Raw genomic sequence first — 17059 nt, forward strand, 5'->3', positions numbered from 1 at the left:
TTCTTGAGATTACGCCTCATCTTCAACTTCCTCCAAAACAGATTCAAATTCAGATGCTGTTACATCATCCTTATTTATCCAATTCTCTGAAGTAACCAAATTATAATTTAGATCATCTTCTGTTGTCAATTCCCAGATAATACTTTCTGCTTCAGGAAAAGGAATATTATGAGACATTTGAATTTCAAATAATCTTTTAATAAGATTTCTGTCAGACAAGCCATTATTCAATAACTTCAATATATTTTCGGCTGTCAGTTTTTGTACTTCCCCATCAGTAGGTGTCATAGAAAAATGAACAACTGAAGCTTTTGCATTTGGAAATTTCCCGTTATACGCTTTAAAAAGCAATTGATTAACATGAAATAATCTGCCTTGCATGTGTATCTCCGGATATTCCTCACATACTTTATCAATTAACATATTGTTCGATATCTGTTCAATTTGTCCAGCACTTAATTCATCTCCTAATTTATATTCCAACACAATCTGTGCCGCTTCGTTCGGTTCGTAATCAGAAATGGCCATCTCTAATAATTCCGACAAACTGCTTTTCTCGGCTGAAGCTCCATCCGGATAATTGAATTTTTGTAGTAAAATAACAAAATCTTCATCAGACCAATATCCTTCTACTTCATTTACGGTATCTATATTCTTGATTACAACTTGATAATTCATCTTTTAATTTTTATAATTACGATTAGTATTTTATACTTCTAATCTATTTTTTCAATTTACGCTTTTAATATCTGCTACAGCAATAAATAACAAATCTATAACACAATTTAAGAGGATTTTATGTCAAGAATCAATTCCATATAGAGGATTACATTTTTATAAATTGCTATCTTTGGAATTCAAAAATTTGACTTCAATTAATATAAAATAATATATCATAATGAGTGTTTTACTTTCAAAATTTACCACTAAATATAACACCGCACCTTTTTCGCAAATCAAAATCGAAGATTACGTTCCTGCTTTTCAGGAAGGAATTGCTTTGGCTAAAGCCGAAATCGATGCCATCGTAAATAATCCCGAAGCACCGACTTTTGAAAACACCGTTGTTGCAATGGATTTTGCCGGAGATGTTTTAGATCGTCTTTCCAGCATTTTCTTCAATCTGAATTCGGCTGAAACGAATGACGAAATGCAAAAAATCGCTCAGGAAGTTTCGCCTTTACTTTCAGAATTCGGAAATGATATTACACTGAACGCCGCTTTATTTGCTAAAATAAAAGCCGTTTACGAGCAAAAAGAAAAGCTGAATTTAAGTCCGGAACAAACTACGCTTTTAGACAAAAAATATAAAAGTTTTTCCAGAAATGGGGCGAATTTACCGGAAGATAAAAAAGATCAATTACGCGAAATCGACAAAGAATTATCCAAATTGAGTTTGCAATTTGGCGAAAATGTTTTGGCAGAAACCAATGCTTTCGAATTGCATTTGACTAATGAAAATGATTTAGCAGGTTTACCGGAAGGAACTATTGAAGCAGCAAGATTATTAGCCAAAAGCCAGGAAAAAGAAGGCTGGATTTTTACTCTAGACCATCCTAGTTATGTTCCGTTTTTGACTTATGCGGATAATCGGGAATTGCGTAAAAAAATGGCAATTGCTTTTGGTGCAAAAGCTTTTCAGAATAACGAATTCGACAATCAGGAAAATGTCCTGAAGATTGCTAAACTGCGTTTTGAAAGAGCCAATTTATTAGGTTATAAAACACACGCTCACTTTGTTTTAGAAGAAAGAATGGCCGAAAGTCCGGAGAAAGTTTTCTCTTTCCTGAATGATTTATTAGCAAAAGCAAAACCGGCTGCCCAAAAAGAATTTGCAGAGTTAACCGCTTTCGCGAAAGAATTAGACGGAATCGAACAATTAGAAAAATGGGACGGCGCTTATTATTCTGAAAAATTAAAACAACAGCTTTTTAATTTAGATGATGAAAAACTGAAACCTTATTTTCAGTTAGAAAAAGTTTTAGACGGAGCCTTTACGGTTGCCCAAAAATTATACGGATTAACGTTTGCCGAAGTATTTGACATCGATAAATACCATGAAGAAGTGACAACTTATGAAGTGAGAGATGCTGACAACAATTTAGTTTCGATTTTCTATGCCGATTTTTTTCCAAGAAAAGGAAAAAGAAATGGTGCCTGGATGACTTCATTCAAATCACAATCTATAAAAGATGGCGTAAACGAAAGACCACATATTTCGAACGTATGCAACTTTACAAAACCAACAGAAACGAAACCTTCGTTGTTAACTTTTAACGAAGTGACAACATTATTCCACGAATTTGGACATGGTTTACACGGCATGTTAGCCAACACAACTTACCCGAGTTTATCCGGAACTTCTGTTTTTTGGGATTTTGTAGAATTACCAAGTCAGATTATGGAAAACTGGTGTTACGAACCAGAAGCTTTGGCTTTGTTTGCAAATCACTACGAAACCGGAGAAATTATTCCGATTGAATATGTTCAGAAGATCAAAGAAAGTGCGAGTTTTCAGGAAGGCTTGGCCACTTTGCGTCAATTGAGTTTTGGCTTACTAGACATGGCATGGCACGGACAAGATCCTACAAACATTACGGATCTAAAAGCTTTCGAAACCGAACAATTTGCTAATACACAATTGTATCCTGATGTAAAAGAAAACGCAATGAGTACCGCTTTTTCTCATATTTTTCAGGGTGGATATTCTTCCGGATATTACAGCTACAAATGGGCTGAAGTTCTGGATGCTGATGCTTTTGAATATTTCCAGGAAAGCGGCATTTTCAATAAAGAAGTAGCGACAAAATTCAAAGATAATGTGCTTTCAAAAGGAGGAACAGAACACCCAATGATTTTATACAAACGTTTTAGAGGCCAGGAACCAAAACCGGAAGCTTTGTTGAAACGTGCGGGGCTATTGTAAATTTCAAATTTTAGATTATATCCGGAGTAGAAATACTTCGGATTTTTAATTTGATTTTGTCTGAAAATAAAATTAATTATCTTCGCCTTATTTTTAAACTTAATCTTACAAAAAATAAATTGAAAAAATATATTAAAATCGCCCTTAACCTTGCAATCATTGGATTAATTGCTATTGTTTGTGTAAATTATTACGTAAAATCTTCGACCAAAAAGAACATTCATCATTCGCTTAAAAGATTTCCTAAAAATGATGTCGGAATTATTTTTGGTGCGGGAATTAGAGGAGATCAGCCGAGCAAATATTTAAAAGACAGACTTGATGCCGGGATTTTACTATGGAAAGCAAAACGCATCAATAAAATTTTACTTTCCGGAGATAATGGCCGCGAAGAATATGATGAATTAACGGTAATGAAAAAGTACTGTTATACTCATGGAGTGGATACAACTAAAATCTTTATTGATTATGCTGGTTTCGACACCTACTCGACTATGTATCGCGCCAAGCACATTTTTAAAATCAAAAAAGCGACTTTAATATCTCAGGAATATCATTTAAACCGAGCAATTTACATTGGTCAAAAACTCGGAATTAAATCGGTAGGATATTCTGCCAATAATGGAGAGTATTCAGGATACAAATATGTTTGTTTTAGAGAATACGGTTCGGTTTTTAAATCTTTTTGGGATATTTTAAGAAATCGAGAACCCCATTTTTTAGGAAATCCGATTGATATAAATGGGCTTTCTAATTATTCTAAAGAGGATAAACGCTGATAAAATTAAAGCAGAAACGAAACTTTCGTCTTTTTCTTCAAAATAAACTTTCATTTATTTTTGAAAGTTTAAAAACTTTTGCTTACATTTGATCTATGGAATTCAAAGAAGCAAAAAATAAGTTCGTACAAACCTGGGGAGCATTAGGTTCTCAATGGGGAATTAATAAAACCATGGCGCAAATCCATGCTTTATTAATGGTTTCGAACGAAGCTGTTTCGATGGAAGACATTATGGATGAATTGCAAATTTCCCGTGGAAATGCCAGCATGAACCTTAGAGCTTTAATGGATTGGGGAATTGTTTATAAAGAATACAAAGCAGGCGAAAGAAGAGAGTTTTTTACTGCCGAAAAAGATTTAGACGAATTGGCATCCAAAATTGCAAGAGAAAGAAGCAAAAGAGAAATTAAACCTGCTCTTAAAATCTTAAAAGAAGTTTCAACTATTGAAGCAAAAGATTCTGGAGAAGAAAAACACTTTGTAGATCAAACTTCTAAACTATATGCCTTCGTTTTAAAAGCCGATAATATGTTAGATAAAATGACAGAATTTAATGAAAACTGGTTAGGGCGCTTGGTTCTAAAAATCATGAAGTAAAAAAATTTAATCAAAACTTTCATTTTTTTCTGAAAGTTTAAAACAAACAATAACTATGAAAACAACATTTAAAATAGTCGAAATCATAAATATCTCAGCTCTGATGTTTTTATTATTTGGCGCCTATGGTTTAGCCCTCACAGGAGCTCTACAGGTTCTGGCTGCCATTTTATTTGTTTTAATATTTCCTAAAAACAAATTGATTTACTTCTACTTTGGTTTAGTGATAACATTCTTTTTGATTTGGAACAAACAAAACTTTGATTGGATTCTTTTATTTCCAGTCGCACTAATATTCTTCTTAACCTATATCATTTATAACCAAAAAGCAAAAGTATGAATGCAACTATAGCAAACTGGCTAATAATTCTAAGCGGAATTGGCCAAATATTTACAGCTCTTATCTATCCCTATATTCGTCATAATGTTTTTGATTGGTACAATGATGTAAAACAGCTCAAACCATTAAATCAGGAAATTGCTAAAACTTATGGAAGATATATTCAGGGATTAAACTTTTGTTTTGGGTTAATTGCGATTTTATTTACAACGGAATTAAAAGAACAATCAGCTTTAGCAGTTGCACTAACAGGTTTAATTGCTTTGTATTGGGTAGGAAAAGTTGCTACTCAGATTGCGTATTATCCGATGTATCAGATTCCACAAAAACTAATTTTTAAAGTCGGAAGCTATTTTATGAATACGCTTTTTGTGTTGTTTGCAACAGTAAATACAACATTGTTCCTTTATAATTTAATTGGTCATTATAAATTACTTTGATTATGAACCTCAACATCATTGGATACTTTATCTATCTCAGTATTACGATTTTTATCATTTTGAAAGTTGGAAAAATATGCTACAAAAATGGAAATATTTATGTTGCTGAACTGATTCCGAATCATGCGGACATATGTCAAAAAATAAATCAGGTTTTGCTTTTAGCCTATTATCTTCTAAACATTGGTTATTGTGCCATGACTTTAATTTCCTGGCAAAAAATTTCAACTCTACCCAATCTTATAGAAACAATTGGAATAAAAACCGCAATCATCATTTTCATCATTTCGATATTACATTATCTGAACATTATTATTCTAACTAAATACATTCATAAATTAATTAAATAACACTCTAAATTTAAATATCATGGAAACTACAAAAATCTTAATCGGTTACGGCATCTATTTACCTATCGCTTTATTCCTTACTTATTATGTTTCTAAAACACTTTTCAAAAACGGAAAAATCTTTATGCTGGATATTTTCAAGGGGCGCGAAGATATAGCGCAGGCAACAAACAAACTTTTTGAAACTGGTTTTTATCTCTTAAATATTGGCTTTGCTTTAATGATTTTAGAACTTAATTTATATCAAGACAGCTATCAGGAATTAATTGAAAGATTGAGCTACAAAATTGGAGGATTTTCTATCTATCTTGGCGTAATGTTATTCTTCAATTTATATTTCTTCTTTAGAGGAAAAAGAAAAGCCAAAGAAGCACAACAAGAAGAAAGATTAGTTTTTAAAGCATAATAACCAGAAGAAAAGTTTGCCACAAATTGCACTAATTTCCACAAATTAATTTTCGACTATTTTCATAAAAAATTAGTGGAAATTAGTGCAATTCGTGGCTAAAAAAACACTCAAAATGAAAAAACTCATCATAGCAGCCGGAACAGGATTTTTAGGAAAAGTATTAATCAATCACTTTAAAGATAAATTTGAAGAAATTGTAATTCTGACTCGTGGAAAATCTCAACTAATTGACGGAATAAAATATGCAAACTGGAACGCCAGAACTTTTTCTGGTTGGGAAAATGAATTAGAAAACGCCACCGTTTTAATCAATCTCGCAGGAAAATCTGTTGATTGCCGCTATACCAAAGAAAACAAAAAAGAGATTCTGTTATCTCGAATTGAAAGCACAAAGATTTTGAACAAAGCCGTTTTAAACTGTCAAAATCCGCCGAAACACTGGTTGAATTCATCAACTTCAACTATTTATCGTTTTTCTCTGGATAAACAAATGGACGAAGTCGATGGAGAAATCGGAAATGACTTTTCTATTAACGTAGCACTTTCATGGGAAAAAGCATTCTTTAAAACCGAAACTCCAAATACTTTAAAAACAGCTTTGCGAACTTCAATTGTTTTAGGAAAAAACGGTGCTATTATTCCGTTAAAGACTTTGGCAAAAATTGGCCTTGGAGGAAAACAAGGAAAAGGAAATCAATTTATAAGCTGGATTCACGAAGAAGATTTTGCGAATGCGATTGAATTTATTCTTCAAAAAGAAATAATCGGAGTTATAAATGTTGTTTCTCCAGAGCCAATTAGAAATGCAGATTTCATGACGAAACTTCGAAAAGCAGTTGGTTTTCCTTTCGGAATTCCGATGAACACATTCTTATTAGAAATTGGATCTTTTTTCATTCGAACTGAAACCGAATTGGTTTTGAAAAGCAGAAATGTGACTCCAAAGCGACTTTTTGACAATGGGTTTCAATTTAAGTTTGGAGCTATTGATGAGGCTTTTGAAAATCTATTACAAAAATGAATCGAAACTATATACTCGGCCATTGGATACTGACGTTATTATCCGGCCCTATTATTTTAATTTTAATAAATCAACTATTTAATTCTAGTTTTGGAAATGTTTTAGGCTTTTTCCAAATATATCCACTTATGATAATTATGGGGTTTATGTTTTCAATACCAACCTATCTCCTTTTAATTTTCATTTTTATCTCTATCGAGGAAAAAAGCATAAAAAATATTTACACAAAAATATTTTTCATCTTGACAGTCATAAGTGGAATTTGGATAACAACAGCTATCATTGGCGGAACTATTTCGGATAATATTGCAATATCTTATACAATAGGCGCTATTATTATCGGATTCTTTTTTAAGTCAAAATTGAAATATGAAGAAAAGAAAGAACAATAGATTTTTTTTGTAAAGCTCCATCGGAGCGCAATATTTATAGAAAATCATAAAAGTGCATCGTTCATTTAAGCTCCAGCGGAGCGACATTAGCGCTTTCTAATTAGTCCTAAAACATTCCACCCCGCCGGGATTCAACAACCTTTCTCCGATATTTGCATAAACATATTGTCCCTCCGGGACTTGCAACACACCAACTAATCATGACAACCATAAACCTAACCACAAAAATAAAAGCATCAAAACAAACCGTTTTCGATGCTTCAAGAAATATCGACATTCACCAACAATCTGCAAGCAAATCAAATGAAAAAGCAATTGCCGGCGTTACATCAGGATTAATAAATTTAAACGAAACGGTAACATGGAAAGGAAAACATTTCGGATTTTATTTAACCCACAAAAGTCGAATTACTAAAATGAATCTTCATGATTATTTTGTAGATGAAATGGAGCGTGGCAAATTCAAATCTTTCAAACACGAGCATTTTTTTGAAGAAGAAAATGGCTTCACAATCATGAAAGATAAATTGCAATACGAAACTCCGTTTGGAATTTCCGGAGAACTATTTGATATTTTATTTTTAGAAAAACATTTGACTCAATTTCTCTTAGAAAGAAACAAAACCTTAAAAGAAGTTTGTGAAATCTAATTATCATCATCCAAAGTAATAATCTCATCTTCGATACCGCCTTTTTTAAAGAAAAAATTATGTATTAAAAAAACAGTAAAACTGTTAACCAAAAGATGCGCCATATAAATATAGAAATTCATGGGCACAAAAAAACTATAAATCCAGGTAGCCAAAATAGAAGTAAGTACCATCATGAAATTTTGATAATATCTAATAAGTGATTTATTTACAAAATAAAAAACAAGAAGCAACAAACCAAATAACCGGTTAAGCAAACCAACAAAAAGAATAGAAAGTCCGCATATCAAAACCGACATTCCTAGATAAGAGCCAATAATAAATGGCCAGATAAAAGCCAGGAAAAACATCCATCCGAAGAAAAACAAAATAAATTGCAGTTGAGTAAACTTCATTCCAAAAAAAGAGACATCCTTTTGCATATAGTGGTATTTGTTTTCAAATATAGAATTAAAAATCTTAAAGAAACTCAATCATCAGCCACCAAAAAAGCGGAACACTTTCAACCCAAAAAGAAGTATAATATTTAGAGCGGTTAGGGTTTGCAAACAGAATAAACAACATTAACATGACGACCATTATCAGATTGATGATCAGATCATGAAAATCAAATGACAATATTCCCACAACCCAAAACGGAACTAACAGCGAAAATCCTAAAATTTTAGTTTTCTTGACACCAATAGTCTGGGGCACAGTCTGCAAATGCGGATCATCATTGGCTAAATCTAAAATTTCAAAAACCAAAATCAGCACAAAAACCAAGACAAATCGCTGAATACATTTGATAAAAAAGTTAGCCGTGAATGGGATTTCGGCATTTATCAAAGGCAAAACCAACGTCGCTCCTACCCAGCAAAGTGCTACAATATAAATTTTTACACCCGCCCAGTTTCTTGCGTTTTTTCTGTTTGGAAAAAAAGGTAAGGTATAAAGTGCCGTTATTAAAAATATCCCAACAGAAACGATTTGAGTGATTCGCTGTAAATGGAAAAAATAATACCCCACTAAAACGAGTGAAATAAAGCTTAAAATAGCAATAATTTTTAACTGAATTCCGATTGGATTTTTTTTAACCCGGACTAATGCATCATATTTAACAAAATTATATCCTACGATTGTTCCAAAAAAAGCAAACAAAGCCATTGCTTCATCATACTGAATATGAAACACATGAAACGTAACCCTGACCAATGCATAACACGATAAAGCCACATGAATACTGCTATTCAGGTAGAAATCTAATATCTGTTTTAAAAATTTCATATCTAAAATCTAATCAATTGGTAACAAATCAACTCTTTGGTTATAAATTTCATAAAAATTGAAGTTAAAAATACCCATTAAATTATTAATAATACTTAATTTTGCGCCACAAAAAACAACACATTTACTATAAAATGTAATAAACCCTTGTAAATCTTGATTAATCGGGAATTTACTTTGCTAATTACATTGCCTTTAAAAAACTAGATAGCTACAAATGAGAACAGATGCTTTTGCTTTAAGACACATTGGCCCAAGAGAAACAGATCTTCCACACATGTTAAAAACCATTGGAGTGGAATCGATTGAACAACTTGTTTATGAAACCCTTCCAGACGATATTCGTTTAAAAGCGCCTTTGAATTTAGATCCTGCAATGACAGAGTACGAATTCGCAAATCATATTCAGGAACTAGGAAAGAAAAATAAAGTATTCAAATCATACATTGGTTTGGGTTATCACCCAACTATCGTTCCGGCTCCAATTCAAAGAAATATCTTCGAAAATCCAGGATGGTATACAGCTTACACACCTTATCAGGCAGAAATTGCTCAAGGTCGTCTTGAAGCTATTTTAAATTTCCAGACTACTGTTATTGAATTATCAGGAATGGAAATTGCCAATGCATCTTTATTAGATGAAGGTACAGCTGCAGCAGAAGCTATGGCTCTGTTATTTGACGTTCGTACACGTGATCAAAAGAAAAACAATACAAACAAATTCTTCGTTTCTGAAGAAATTTTACCACAAACTTTATCGATACTACAAACACGTTCAACACCAGTTGGGATTGAATTAGTTGTTGGTAACCACGAAACATTTGACTTTTCAAATGAGTTCTTCGGAGCCATTGTACAATACCCGGGAAAATATGGTCAGGTAAACGATTATACTGCTTTTGTTGCTAAAGCAAAAGAAAATGAAATCAAAGTAGCCTTTGCTGCTGATATTTTATCATTAGCTACCTTAACTTCTCCGGGAGAAATGGGTGCAGCTGTAGTGGTTGGAACTACTCAGCGTTTTGGTGTACCGATGGGTTATGGTGGTCCTCACGCTGCTTTTTTTGCAACTAAGGAAGAATACAAAAGATCTATGCCAGGTCGTATTATCGGAGTTTCTATTGATGTAAATGGAAACCGCGCTTTACGTATGGCTTTAGGGACTCGTGAACAGCACATTAAACGTGAAAAAGCAACTTCAAATATTTGTACAGCTCAGGTTTTACTTGCAGTTATGGCAGGAATGTATGCGGTTTATCACGGACCAAAAGGATTACAATACATTGCAGGTAAAGTTCACGCATCAGCGGTTACTACTGCTGAAGCTCTAAATAAATTAGGAGTTTACCAAACTAACACGGCTTACTTTGATACTATTTTAGTAAAAGCAGATGCTCAAAAAGTAAAAGCTGTAGCAGAGAAAAACGAAGTAAACTTCTTCTATGTTGATGCCGATACTGTTTCTATCTCATTCAACGAAACAACTTCAATTGCTGACATCAATCAAATTATTGCGATTTTTGCTGAAGCTTTAGGAAAAGAAACTTTTACGGTTTCTGACTTAACTGAAGCAAGTCAATTACCTGCTTCATTAGAGAGAACATCGCCTTTCTTAACGCATGATGTATTCAACAATCATCATTCAGAAAGCCAGTTAATGCGTTACATCAAAAAATTAGAGCGTAAGGATTTATCATTGAACCATTCAATGATTTCATTAGGTTCTTGTACGATGAAATTAAACGCAGCTTCAGAAATGTTGCCTTTATCAATGCCAAACTGGAACAGCATTCACCCGTTTGCACCAGTAGAACAAGCTGAAGGTTACATCACAATGCTTAAAAAATTAGAAGAGCAGCTAAATGTAATTACCGGATTTGCCGGAACAACATTGCAGCCTAATTCAGGCGCTCAGGGAGAATATGCAGGTTTAATGGCTATTCGTGCTTACCATTTATCAAGAGGCGATAGTCACCGTAATGTATGTTTGATTCCTTCATCAGCTCACGGAACCAATCCTGCTTCTGCCGCGATGGCCGGAATGAAAATCATCGTTACAAAAACGACTCCGGAAGGAAATATTGATGTAGAGGATTTAAGAGAAAAAGCGATTGAACATAAAGATGATTTATCTTGTTTAATGGTAACGTACCCTTCTACTCACGGAGTTTTCGAATCTTCCATTATTGAAATTACTAAATTAATCCACGACAACGGCGGATTAGTATATATGGATGGTGCAAACATGAACGCACAGGTTGGATTAACAAATCCTGCTACAATTGGCGCTGACGTTTGTCACTTAAACTTACACAAAACTTTCGCTATTCCTCACGGTGGTGGTGGACCTGGAGTTGGACCAATCTGTGTGAACGAAAAACTAGTTCCATTTTTACCAACAAACCCAATTTTAAAAGTTGGTGGTGAACAAGCAATTACTGCTATTTCATCTGCACCTTACGGATCAGCTTTAGTATGTTTAATCTCTTACGGCTACATCACAATGATGGGTGCTGAAGGATTAAAAAGTGCTACAGAGCATGCTATTTTGAATGCCAATTACATGAAAGCCCGTTTCGAAGAACACTATCCAATTCTTTATACTGGAGAATGTGGAAGAGCTGCTCACGAAATGATTTTAGATTGTCGTTCGTTCAAAGAAAACGGAATTGAAGTTGGTGATATCGCAAAACGTTTAATGGATTATGGTTTCCACGCTCCTACGGTTTCTTTCCCAGTTGCAGGAACTTTAATGATTGAACCAACTGAATCTGAAGATTTAGCAGAATTAGATCGTTTTTGTGATGCTCTTATTTCAATCAGAAAAGAGATTGAAGCTGCAACAGCCGATGATAAAAACAACGTATTGAAAAATGCGCCTCACACATTAGCAATGTTAACTACTGACAACTGGGCTTTCCCTTACACTAGAGAAAAAGCAGCTTACCCGTTAGAGTACATTGCTGAAAATAAATTCTGGCCATCAGTTCGTCGTGTAGATGATGCATACGGTGACAGAAATTTAGTTTGCAGCTGTGCACCAATCGAAGCTTACATGGAAAACTAAGAAATAAGTTTTTCTAATTATATCAAAACCCGACAGATTTTAAAACCTGTCGGGTTTTCTGTTTTAGTTTATTTTGTTTCAGATTTAAGGTTTCAAGTTCGTCCGTAACGTGAAACTTGAAACCTGAAACTTTTAAACCTTTGTAATTGGGCGTGCCAATATTTTAAAAAAGGCCTAATCAACTTTGCGCTTATGAGGCCTTTTTTTAAATACTGTCGGGCTATCCAGGCTACTTCGATAGCTTCCTCCTATCCCTCACGCGAGTAAACGTTTTCAATAAACCAGACAGGTTTTAGAAACCTGTCTGGTTTTTAATTCGGATATAACCTGAAACATAAACAAAAAAAACTTTCTTCAAAATTCCATTTCAAACGTTTGAAATCTCGGTAAAACATAAAATTCATTAAAAAATAAACAATATATTCCTTAAATAATTATTATTTGATAATTATATGCATGCATAGTATTTTTTATGATAGTTATCATAATTTTTTATATAATTTAGCAATAAATTTATTGGATAATTAAGGAATAATGAAAATAAAAATAATTGGTATCGGAAGTTACATTCCGAATAAAGAAGTAAGCAATACTGACTTTGACAAGCATGTTTTTTTAAATGAAGACGGAACTCCTTTTGGCTACCCAAATGAAGTTGTAATTAAAAAATTCAAAGGCATCACCGGAATCGAAAACCGCCGCTATGCCGAAACTCAACATAACGCATCAGATTTAGCTTTTTTCGCTGCTGAAAAAGCAATTGAAAACGCAGGAATCGATCGCGAAACTTTAGATTATATCATTTTCGCCCACAACTTTGGCGATGTAAAATCAGGAACTCATCAAACAGATATTCTACCAAGTTTAGCAACTCGTGTAAAAAACAAATTGGCCATCAAAAACCCAAAATGTGTGGCTTACGACATTCTTTTTGGATGTCCAGGCTGGATCGAAGGTGTTTTACAAGCTAACGCATTCATTAAATCCGGAATGGCAAATCGCGTTCTGGTAATTGGTGCCGAAACTTTATCAAGAGTGGTTGACGATCACGATCGTGACTCCATGATTTACTCTGATGGAGCCGGGGCTTCAATCTTAGAAGGATCACAGGACGAATCGGGATTATTATCTTACGAAAGCGCTACTTTTGCGAATGATGAAGCCAACTTTTTATACTTCGGTAAATCATACAATCCAGATTTAGATCCGGATATCAAATACATCAAAATGTACGGTCGTAAAATTTACGAATTTGCATTGAGCCAGGTTCCGTGTGCAATGAAAAGCTGTTTAGATAAAAGCGGTATCGGAATCGACGAAGTGAAGAAAATCTTAATTCACCAGGCTAACGAAAAAATGGACGAAGCGATTATCGAGCGTTTTTACAAATTATACGACAAAACTGCCCCTAAAGATATTATGCCAATGAGTATTCATGATTTAGGAAACAGCAGTGTGGCGACAGTTCCAACTTTATACGATTTGATCCTAAAAGGAAAAATAGAAGGTCATGAAATCAACAAAGGTGATGTCATCATTTTTGCTTCTGTTGGAGCCGGTATGAATGTAAATGCATTTGTATACCGTCATTAAAAAAGTCGCAGTTTTCAGTCGCAGTCGCAGTTTAAAACTGAGACATACTGAAAACTGTGACTGAAAACTAAAAAGTCCGCATCTTAAAATGCGGACTTTTTAGTATATTTGCGACCTAATATAAAATCAAGAACGATAGCTTGCTTCGTTCCTCGCAAAGACTATGTACGAAAAAACGTTTCCAAATAAAAGATTCAAACTTACTTTAGAATTTTTACAAAAGCATATCAAAACCTCTGAAACAATCCTTGATTTAGGAGTTGAAAATCCGTTTTCTAAAATCATGAAAGAAGCTGGTTATTCAGTAAAAAACACCACTGGCGAAGATTTAGATTTGGATCAAAACGTTTTAAAAACAGATAGTCAGGATGTTGTAACAGCTTTCGAAATCTTTGAACATTTACTAAATCCGTTTACAATTTTAAACGAAATTAAATCAGACAAACTTTTAATTTCAATCCCAATGCGTTTGTGGTTTTCTCCAGCATATCGTTCTAAAACAGATATGTGGGACAGACATTACCATGAATTCGAAGATTGGCAATTAGACTGGCTTTTAGAAAAAACAGGATGGAGAATCATCGACAGACAAAAATGGACAAATCCGGTTAAAAAATTTGGTTTAAGACCGTTTTTAAGAAGCTTTACAAATAGATATTATATCGTTTACGCAGAGAAAATAAAAGCTTAAACAAAAATTCCAATATTTAAATCCCAAATTCCAATTTAAACCACAGCGGTAAAAATTGGAATTTGGAATTTTAGAGAATTGGAATTTAAAATGAAATTTATGAAGTACTATATCGTTATTCCCGCACACAACGAACAAGATTTAATTGGCCTGACTTTGCAATCTTTGGTTTCACAAACCGTTTTACCTTCAAAAATTGTGGTTGTAAACGACAATTCTACAGATAAAACAGAAGAGGTTGTTTTGGGTTTTGCTAAAGACAATCCGTATATTTCTGTGGTAAACAAAACTTCAGATGCGATTCATATGCCGGGGAGCAAAGTAATTCAGGCTTTTCAAAAAGGTTTTGAAACACTAGATACGGAGTACGATATTATAGTAAAAATTGACGGCGATTTAATTTTCCCTCCCAACTATTTCGAAACTATTATCAAACACTTTAAGTCCGATCCAAAAATCGGAATGGTGGGCGGATTTTGTTACATCGAAAAAAATGGCGACTGGGTTTTAGAAAACCTTACTGACAAAGACCATATTCGCGGGGCTTTGAAAGCGTATAGAAAAGCAACGTTTCAACAAATTGGAGGTTTAAAACCCGCTATGGGCTGGGACACAGTAGACGAATTACTTTGTAAATATTACGATTGGAAAGTCGTTACAGATGAATCTTTACACGTAAAACACCTTAAACCAACCGGCGCCAATTACAACAAAACAGCCCGTTACAAACAAGGAGAAGCTTTTTATACTTTAGGATACGGTTTCTGGATTACGGCAATTGCTTCGGCAAAACTGGCCATGATGAAGAAAAAACCTTTTCTGTTTCTGGACTACATCAAAGGATTCTGGAAAGCTAAACAAGCAAAAACAGCTTTATTGGTAACCCCTGAACAAGCCAAATTTATTAGAAATTATCGTTTTCAGAAAATGAAACAAAAGCTTTTTTAATCTTAAAAAAAATTAAAAAACTTGAAACTGAAACTGTAAACTGTAAACTAATCCTTAATTTAGCCAATATTTCAAAAACTATGATGCTAATTCGTTATTTATCTCAAATAGGAAGATATTTTTTAATGTTGAAGGAAATTTTCAATAAACAGACAAAATGGTCTGTTATGAAAAAATTGATTTTCAAAGAAATCGATGACTTAATAATCGACTCTCTTGGCATCGTTTGCTTTATCTCCTTTTTTATCGGAGGAGTTGTGGCCATTCAAACTGCATTAAACTTAACGAACCCATTAATTCCAAAATATTTAATTGGTTTTGCTACACGTCAATCTGTGATTCTGGAGTTTGCTCCTACTTTTATTTCGGTAATTATGGCCGGAAAAATGGGATCTTACATTACGTCAAGTATAGGAACAATGCGTGTTACAGAACAAATTGATGCTTTAGAAGTTATGGGAGTTAATTCATTAAACTATCTTGTTTTCCCAAAAATAGTAGCCTTATTAATGTATCCTTTCGTAATCGGAATTAGTATGTTTCTGGGAATTTTTGGAGGATGGCTTGCTTGTGCTTATGGAGGATTTTCAACTAGTCAGGACTTTATTCAGGGTGCTCAAATGGAATTTATTCCCTTTCATATTACATATGCTTTCATTAAAACTTTAATTTTTGCAATGTTATTAGCGACAATCCCATCTTTTCATGGATATTACATGAAAGGTGGCGCACTTGAAGTTGGTAAGGCTAGTACAGTATCATTTGTCTGGACATCTGTTTGTATTATTCTTTTCAATTATATATTAACTCAATTACTATTAGGATAATGATCGAAGTAAAAAACATAGAAAAATCATTTGGCGACAGTAAAGTTTTAAAAGGAGTTTCGACTGTTTTTGAAACTGGAAAAACCAACCTAATAATTGGACAAAGTGGATCCGGAAAAACTGTTTTATTAAAAACTTTGTTAGGAATTCACTCGCCTGATTCAGGTACAATTGAATTTGATGGACGTGTATATTCTGATTTAAATCCGGATGAAAAAAGAGAATTAAGAACGGAGATCGGAATGGTTTTTCAGGGAAGTGCTTTATTTGATTCGATGACAGTTGAAGAAAATGTCGCTTTTCCATTAAGAATGTTTACTCATGACAACAAGGCAAAAATTCAAGAGCGAGTTGACTTTGTTTTAGAAAGAGTAAACTTAGTTGATGCACATAAAAAATTACCATCAGAAATTTCCGGAGGAATGCAAAAACGTGTGGCGATTGCCCGTGCGATTGTAAACAACCCGAAGTATTTGTTTTGTGATGAACCTAACTCTGGTTTAGATCCAAACACTTCAACCTTGATTGATAATCTGATTAAAGAAATTACAGAAGAATATAATATTACTACCGTAATCAACACACACGATATGAACTCAGTTATGGAAATTGGAGAGAATATCGTATTCCTAAAAAAAGGTGTAAAAGCGTGGCAAGGAACTAAAGAAGAAATCTTTAGAACAGATAATAAAGATATCGTAAAGTTTGTTTACTCATCGAACTTGTTTAAAAAAGTAAGAGAAGCTTATTTGAAAGGGTAA

Annotated in this window: 19 protein-coding genes; 16 read left to right on the plus strand and 3 right to left on the minus strand. The window is 33.7% G+C overall.

Annotated elements, in window-relative coordinates; all coding sequences use genetic code 11:
- Window positions 1-9: 9 nt before the first annotated feature.
- A complete protein-coding gene (locus Q7C23_RS17640; protein WP_375033735.1) occupies window positions 10-678 on the minus strand; it encodes a hypothetical protein in 669 nt (222 codons plus the stop codon).
- Window positions 679-898: 220 nt separating this feature from the next.
- Here Q7C23_RS17640 and Q7C23_RS17645 point away from each other — a divergent pair, with 220 nt between their 5' ends.
- The 10 genes from Q7C23_RS17645 to Q7C23_RS17690 all read left to right on the plus strand — a co-directional run bounded on the left by Q7C23_RS17645 (window position 899) and on the right by Q7C23_RS17690 (window position 7906).
- The gene (locus tag Q7C23_RS17645) at window positions 899-2926 is read left to right on the plus strand and encodes a M3 family metallopeptidase (RefSeq protein WP_375033736.1); all 2028 of its coding nucleotides are present in this window, start codon (window positions 899-901) and stop codon (window positions 2924-2926) included.
- 119 nt (window positions 2927-3045) lie between these two features.
- A complete protein-coding gene (locus Q7C23_RS17650) occupies window positions 3046-3705 on the plus strand; it encodes a vancomycin high temperature exclusion protein (RefSeq protein ID WP_375033737.1) in 660 nt (219 codons plus the stop codon).
- Window positions 3706-3800: 95 nt separating this feature from the next.
- Window positions 3801-4304 carry a GbsR/MarR family transcriptional regulator gene (locus tag Q7C23_RS17655; protein WP_375033738.1) on the plus strand — a complete coding sequence of 168 codons (504 nt, stop codon included), beginning with the start codon at window positions 3801-3803 and terminating at the stop codon, window positions 4302-4304.
- Window positions 4305-4359: 55 nt separating this feature from the next.
- The gene (locus Q7C23_RS17660) at window positions 4360-4644 is read left to right on the plus strand and encodes a hypothetical protein (protein ID WP_375033739.1); all 285 of its coding nucleotides are present in this window, start codon (window positions 4360-4362) and stop codon (window positions 4642-4644) included.
- Entirely contained in the window at window positions 4641-5084 is a 444-nt protein-coding gene (locus Q7C23_RS17665; RefSeq protein ID WP_375033740.1) for a hypothetical protein, read from the plus strand. Before Q7C23_RS17660 ends, Q7C23_RS17665 begins: the two co-directional genes overlap by 4 nt.
- A 2-nt stretch (window positions 5085-5086) precedes the next feature.
- On the plus strand, window positions 5087-5434 hold the full coding sequence (locus Q7C23_RS17670; RefSeq protein WP_375033741.1) for a hypothetical protein: 348 nt from the start codon (window positions 5087-5089) through the stop codon (window positions 5432-5434).
- Window positions 5435-5453: 19 nt separating this feature from the next.
- Window positions 5454-5840 (plus strand): hypothetical protein, encoded by a 387-nt coding sequence (locus Q7C23_RS17675; RefSeq protein WP_375033742.1) that lies wholly within the window; start codon window positions 5454-5456, stop codon window positions 5838-5840.
- A gap of 115 nt (window positions 5841-5955) precedes the next feature.
- Window positions 5956-6864: a TIGR01777 family oxidoreductase gene (locus tag Q7C23_RS17680; protein WP_375033743.1), complete on the plus strand. Its 909-nt coding sequence runs from the start codon at window positions 5956-5958 to the stop codon at window positions 6862-6864.
- 242 nt (window positions 6865-7106) lie between these two features.
- Window positions 7107-7256, plus strand: coding sequence for a hypothetical protein (locus Q7C23_RS17685; RefSeq protein WP_375033744.1), 150 nt, complete (start codon window positions 7107-7109; stop codon window positions 7254-7256).
- Window positions 7257-7456: 200 nt separating this feature from the next.
- Window positions 7457-7906: a cell division protein gene (locus tag Q7C23_RS17690; RefSeq protein WP_375033745.1), complete on the plus strand. Its 450-nt coding sequence runs from the start codon at window positions 7457-7459 to the stop codon at window positions 7904-7906.
- On the opposite strand, the gene Q7C23_RS17695 is transcribed toward Q7C23_RS17690, so the two are convergent.
- Window positions 7903-8328 carry a hypothetical protein gene (locus Q7C23_RS17695; protein WP_375033746.1) on the minus strand — a complete coding sequence of 142 codons (426 nt, stop codon included), beginning with the start codon at window positions 8326-8328 and terminating at the stop codon, window positions 7903-7905. The genes Q7C23_RS17690 and Q7C23_RS17695 overlap by 4 nt on opposite strands.
- Window positions 8329-8365: 37 nt before the next feature.
- Window positions 8366-9172: a hypothetical protein gene (locus Q7C23_RS17700; RefSeq protein ID WP_375033747.1), complete on the minus strand. Its 807-nt coding sequence runs from the start codon at window positions 9170-9172 to the stop codon at window positions 8366-8368.
- A 217-nt stretch (window positions 9173-9389) separates the two neighbouring features.
- Here Q7C23_RS17700 and gcvP point away from each other — a divergent pair, with 217 nt between their 5' ends.
- From gcvP to Q7C23_RS17730, 6 genes are all read left to right on the plus strand, one after another.
- On the plus strand, window positions 9390-12239 hold the full coding sequence (gene gcvP, locus Q7C23_RS17705) for an aminomethyl-transferring glycine dehydrogenase (RefSeq protein WP_375033748.1): 2850 nt from the start codon (window positions 9390-9392) through the stop codon (window positions 12237-12239).
- 534 nt (window positions 12240-12773) lie between these two features.
- Window positions 12774-13832, plus strand: a complete 1059-nt coding sequence (locus Q7C23_RS17710; protein ID WP_375033749.1) for a 3-oxoacyl-ACP synthase III family protein — start codon at window positions 12774-12776, stop codon at window positions 13830-13832.
- A gap of 163 nt (window positions 13833-13995) precedes the next feature.
- The gene (locus Q7C23_RS17715; RefSeq protein WP_375033750.1) at window positions 13996-14523 is read left to right on the plus strand and encodes a methyltransferase; all 528 of its coding nucleotides are present in this window, start codon (window positions 13996-13998) and stop codon (window positions 14521-14523) included.
- Between the two features lie 99 nt (window positions 14524-14622).
- Window positions 14623-15471: a glycosyltransferase gene (locus Q7C23_RS17720; protein WP_375033751.1), complete on the plus strand. Its 849-nt coding sequence runs from the start codon at window positions 14623-14625 to the stop codon at window positions 15469-15471.
- 80 nt (window positions 15472-15551) lie between these two features.
- Window positions 15552-16298 carry an ABC transporter permease gene (locus Q7C23_RS17725; RefSeq protein WP_072974880.1) on the plus strand — a complete coding sequence of 249 codons (747 nt, stop codon included), beginning with the start codon at window positions 15552-15554 and terminating at the stop codon, window positions 16296-16298.
- On the plus strand, window positions 16298-17059 hold the full coding sequence (locus Q7C23_RS17730) for an ABC transporter ATP-binding protein (protein ID WP_375033752.1): 762 nt from the start codon (window positions 16298-16300) through the stop codon (window positions 17057-17059). Before Q7C23_RS17725 ends, Q7C23_RS17730 begins: the two co-directional genes overlap by 1 nt.

It is taken from the genome of Flavobacterium sp. LAR06, assembly GCF_041946075.1.
Classification (GTDB): domain Bacteria; phylum Bacteroidota; class Bacteroidia; order Flavobacteriales; family Flavobacteriaceae; genus Flavobacterium.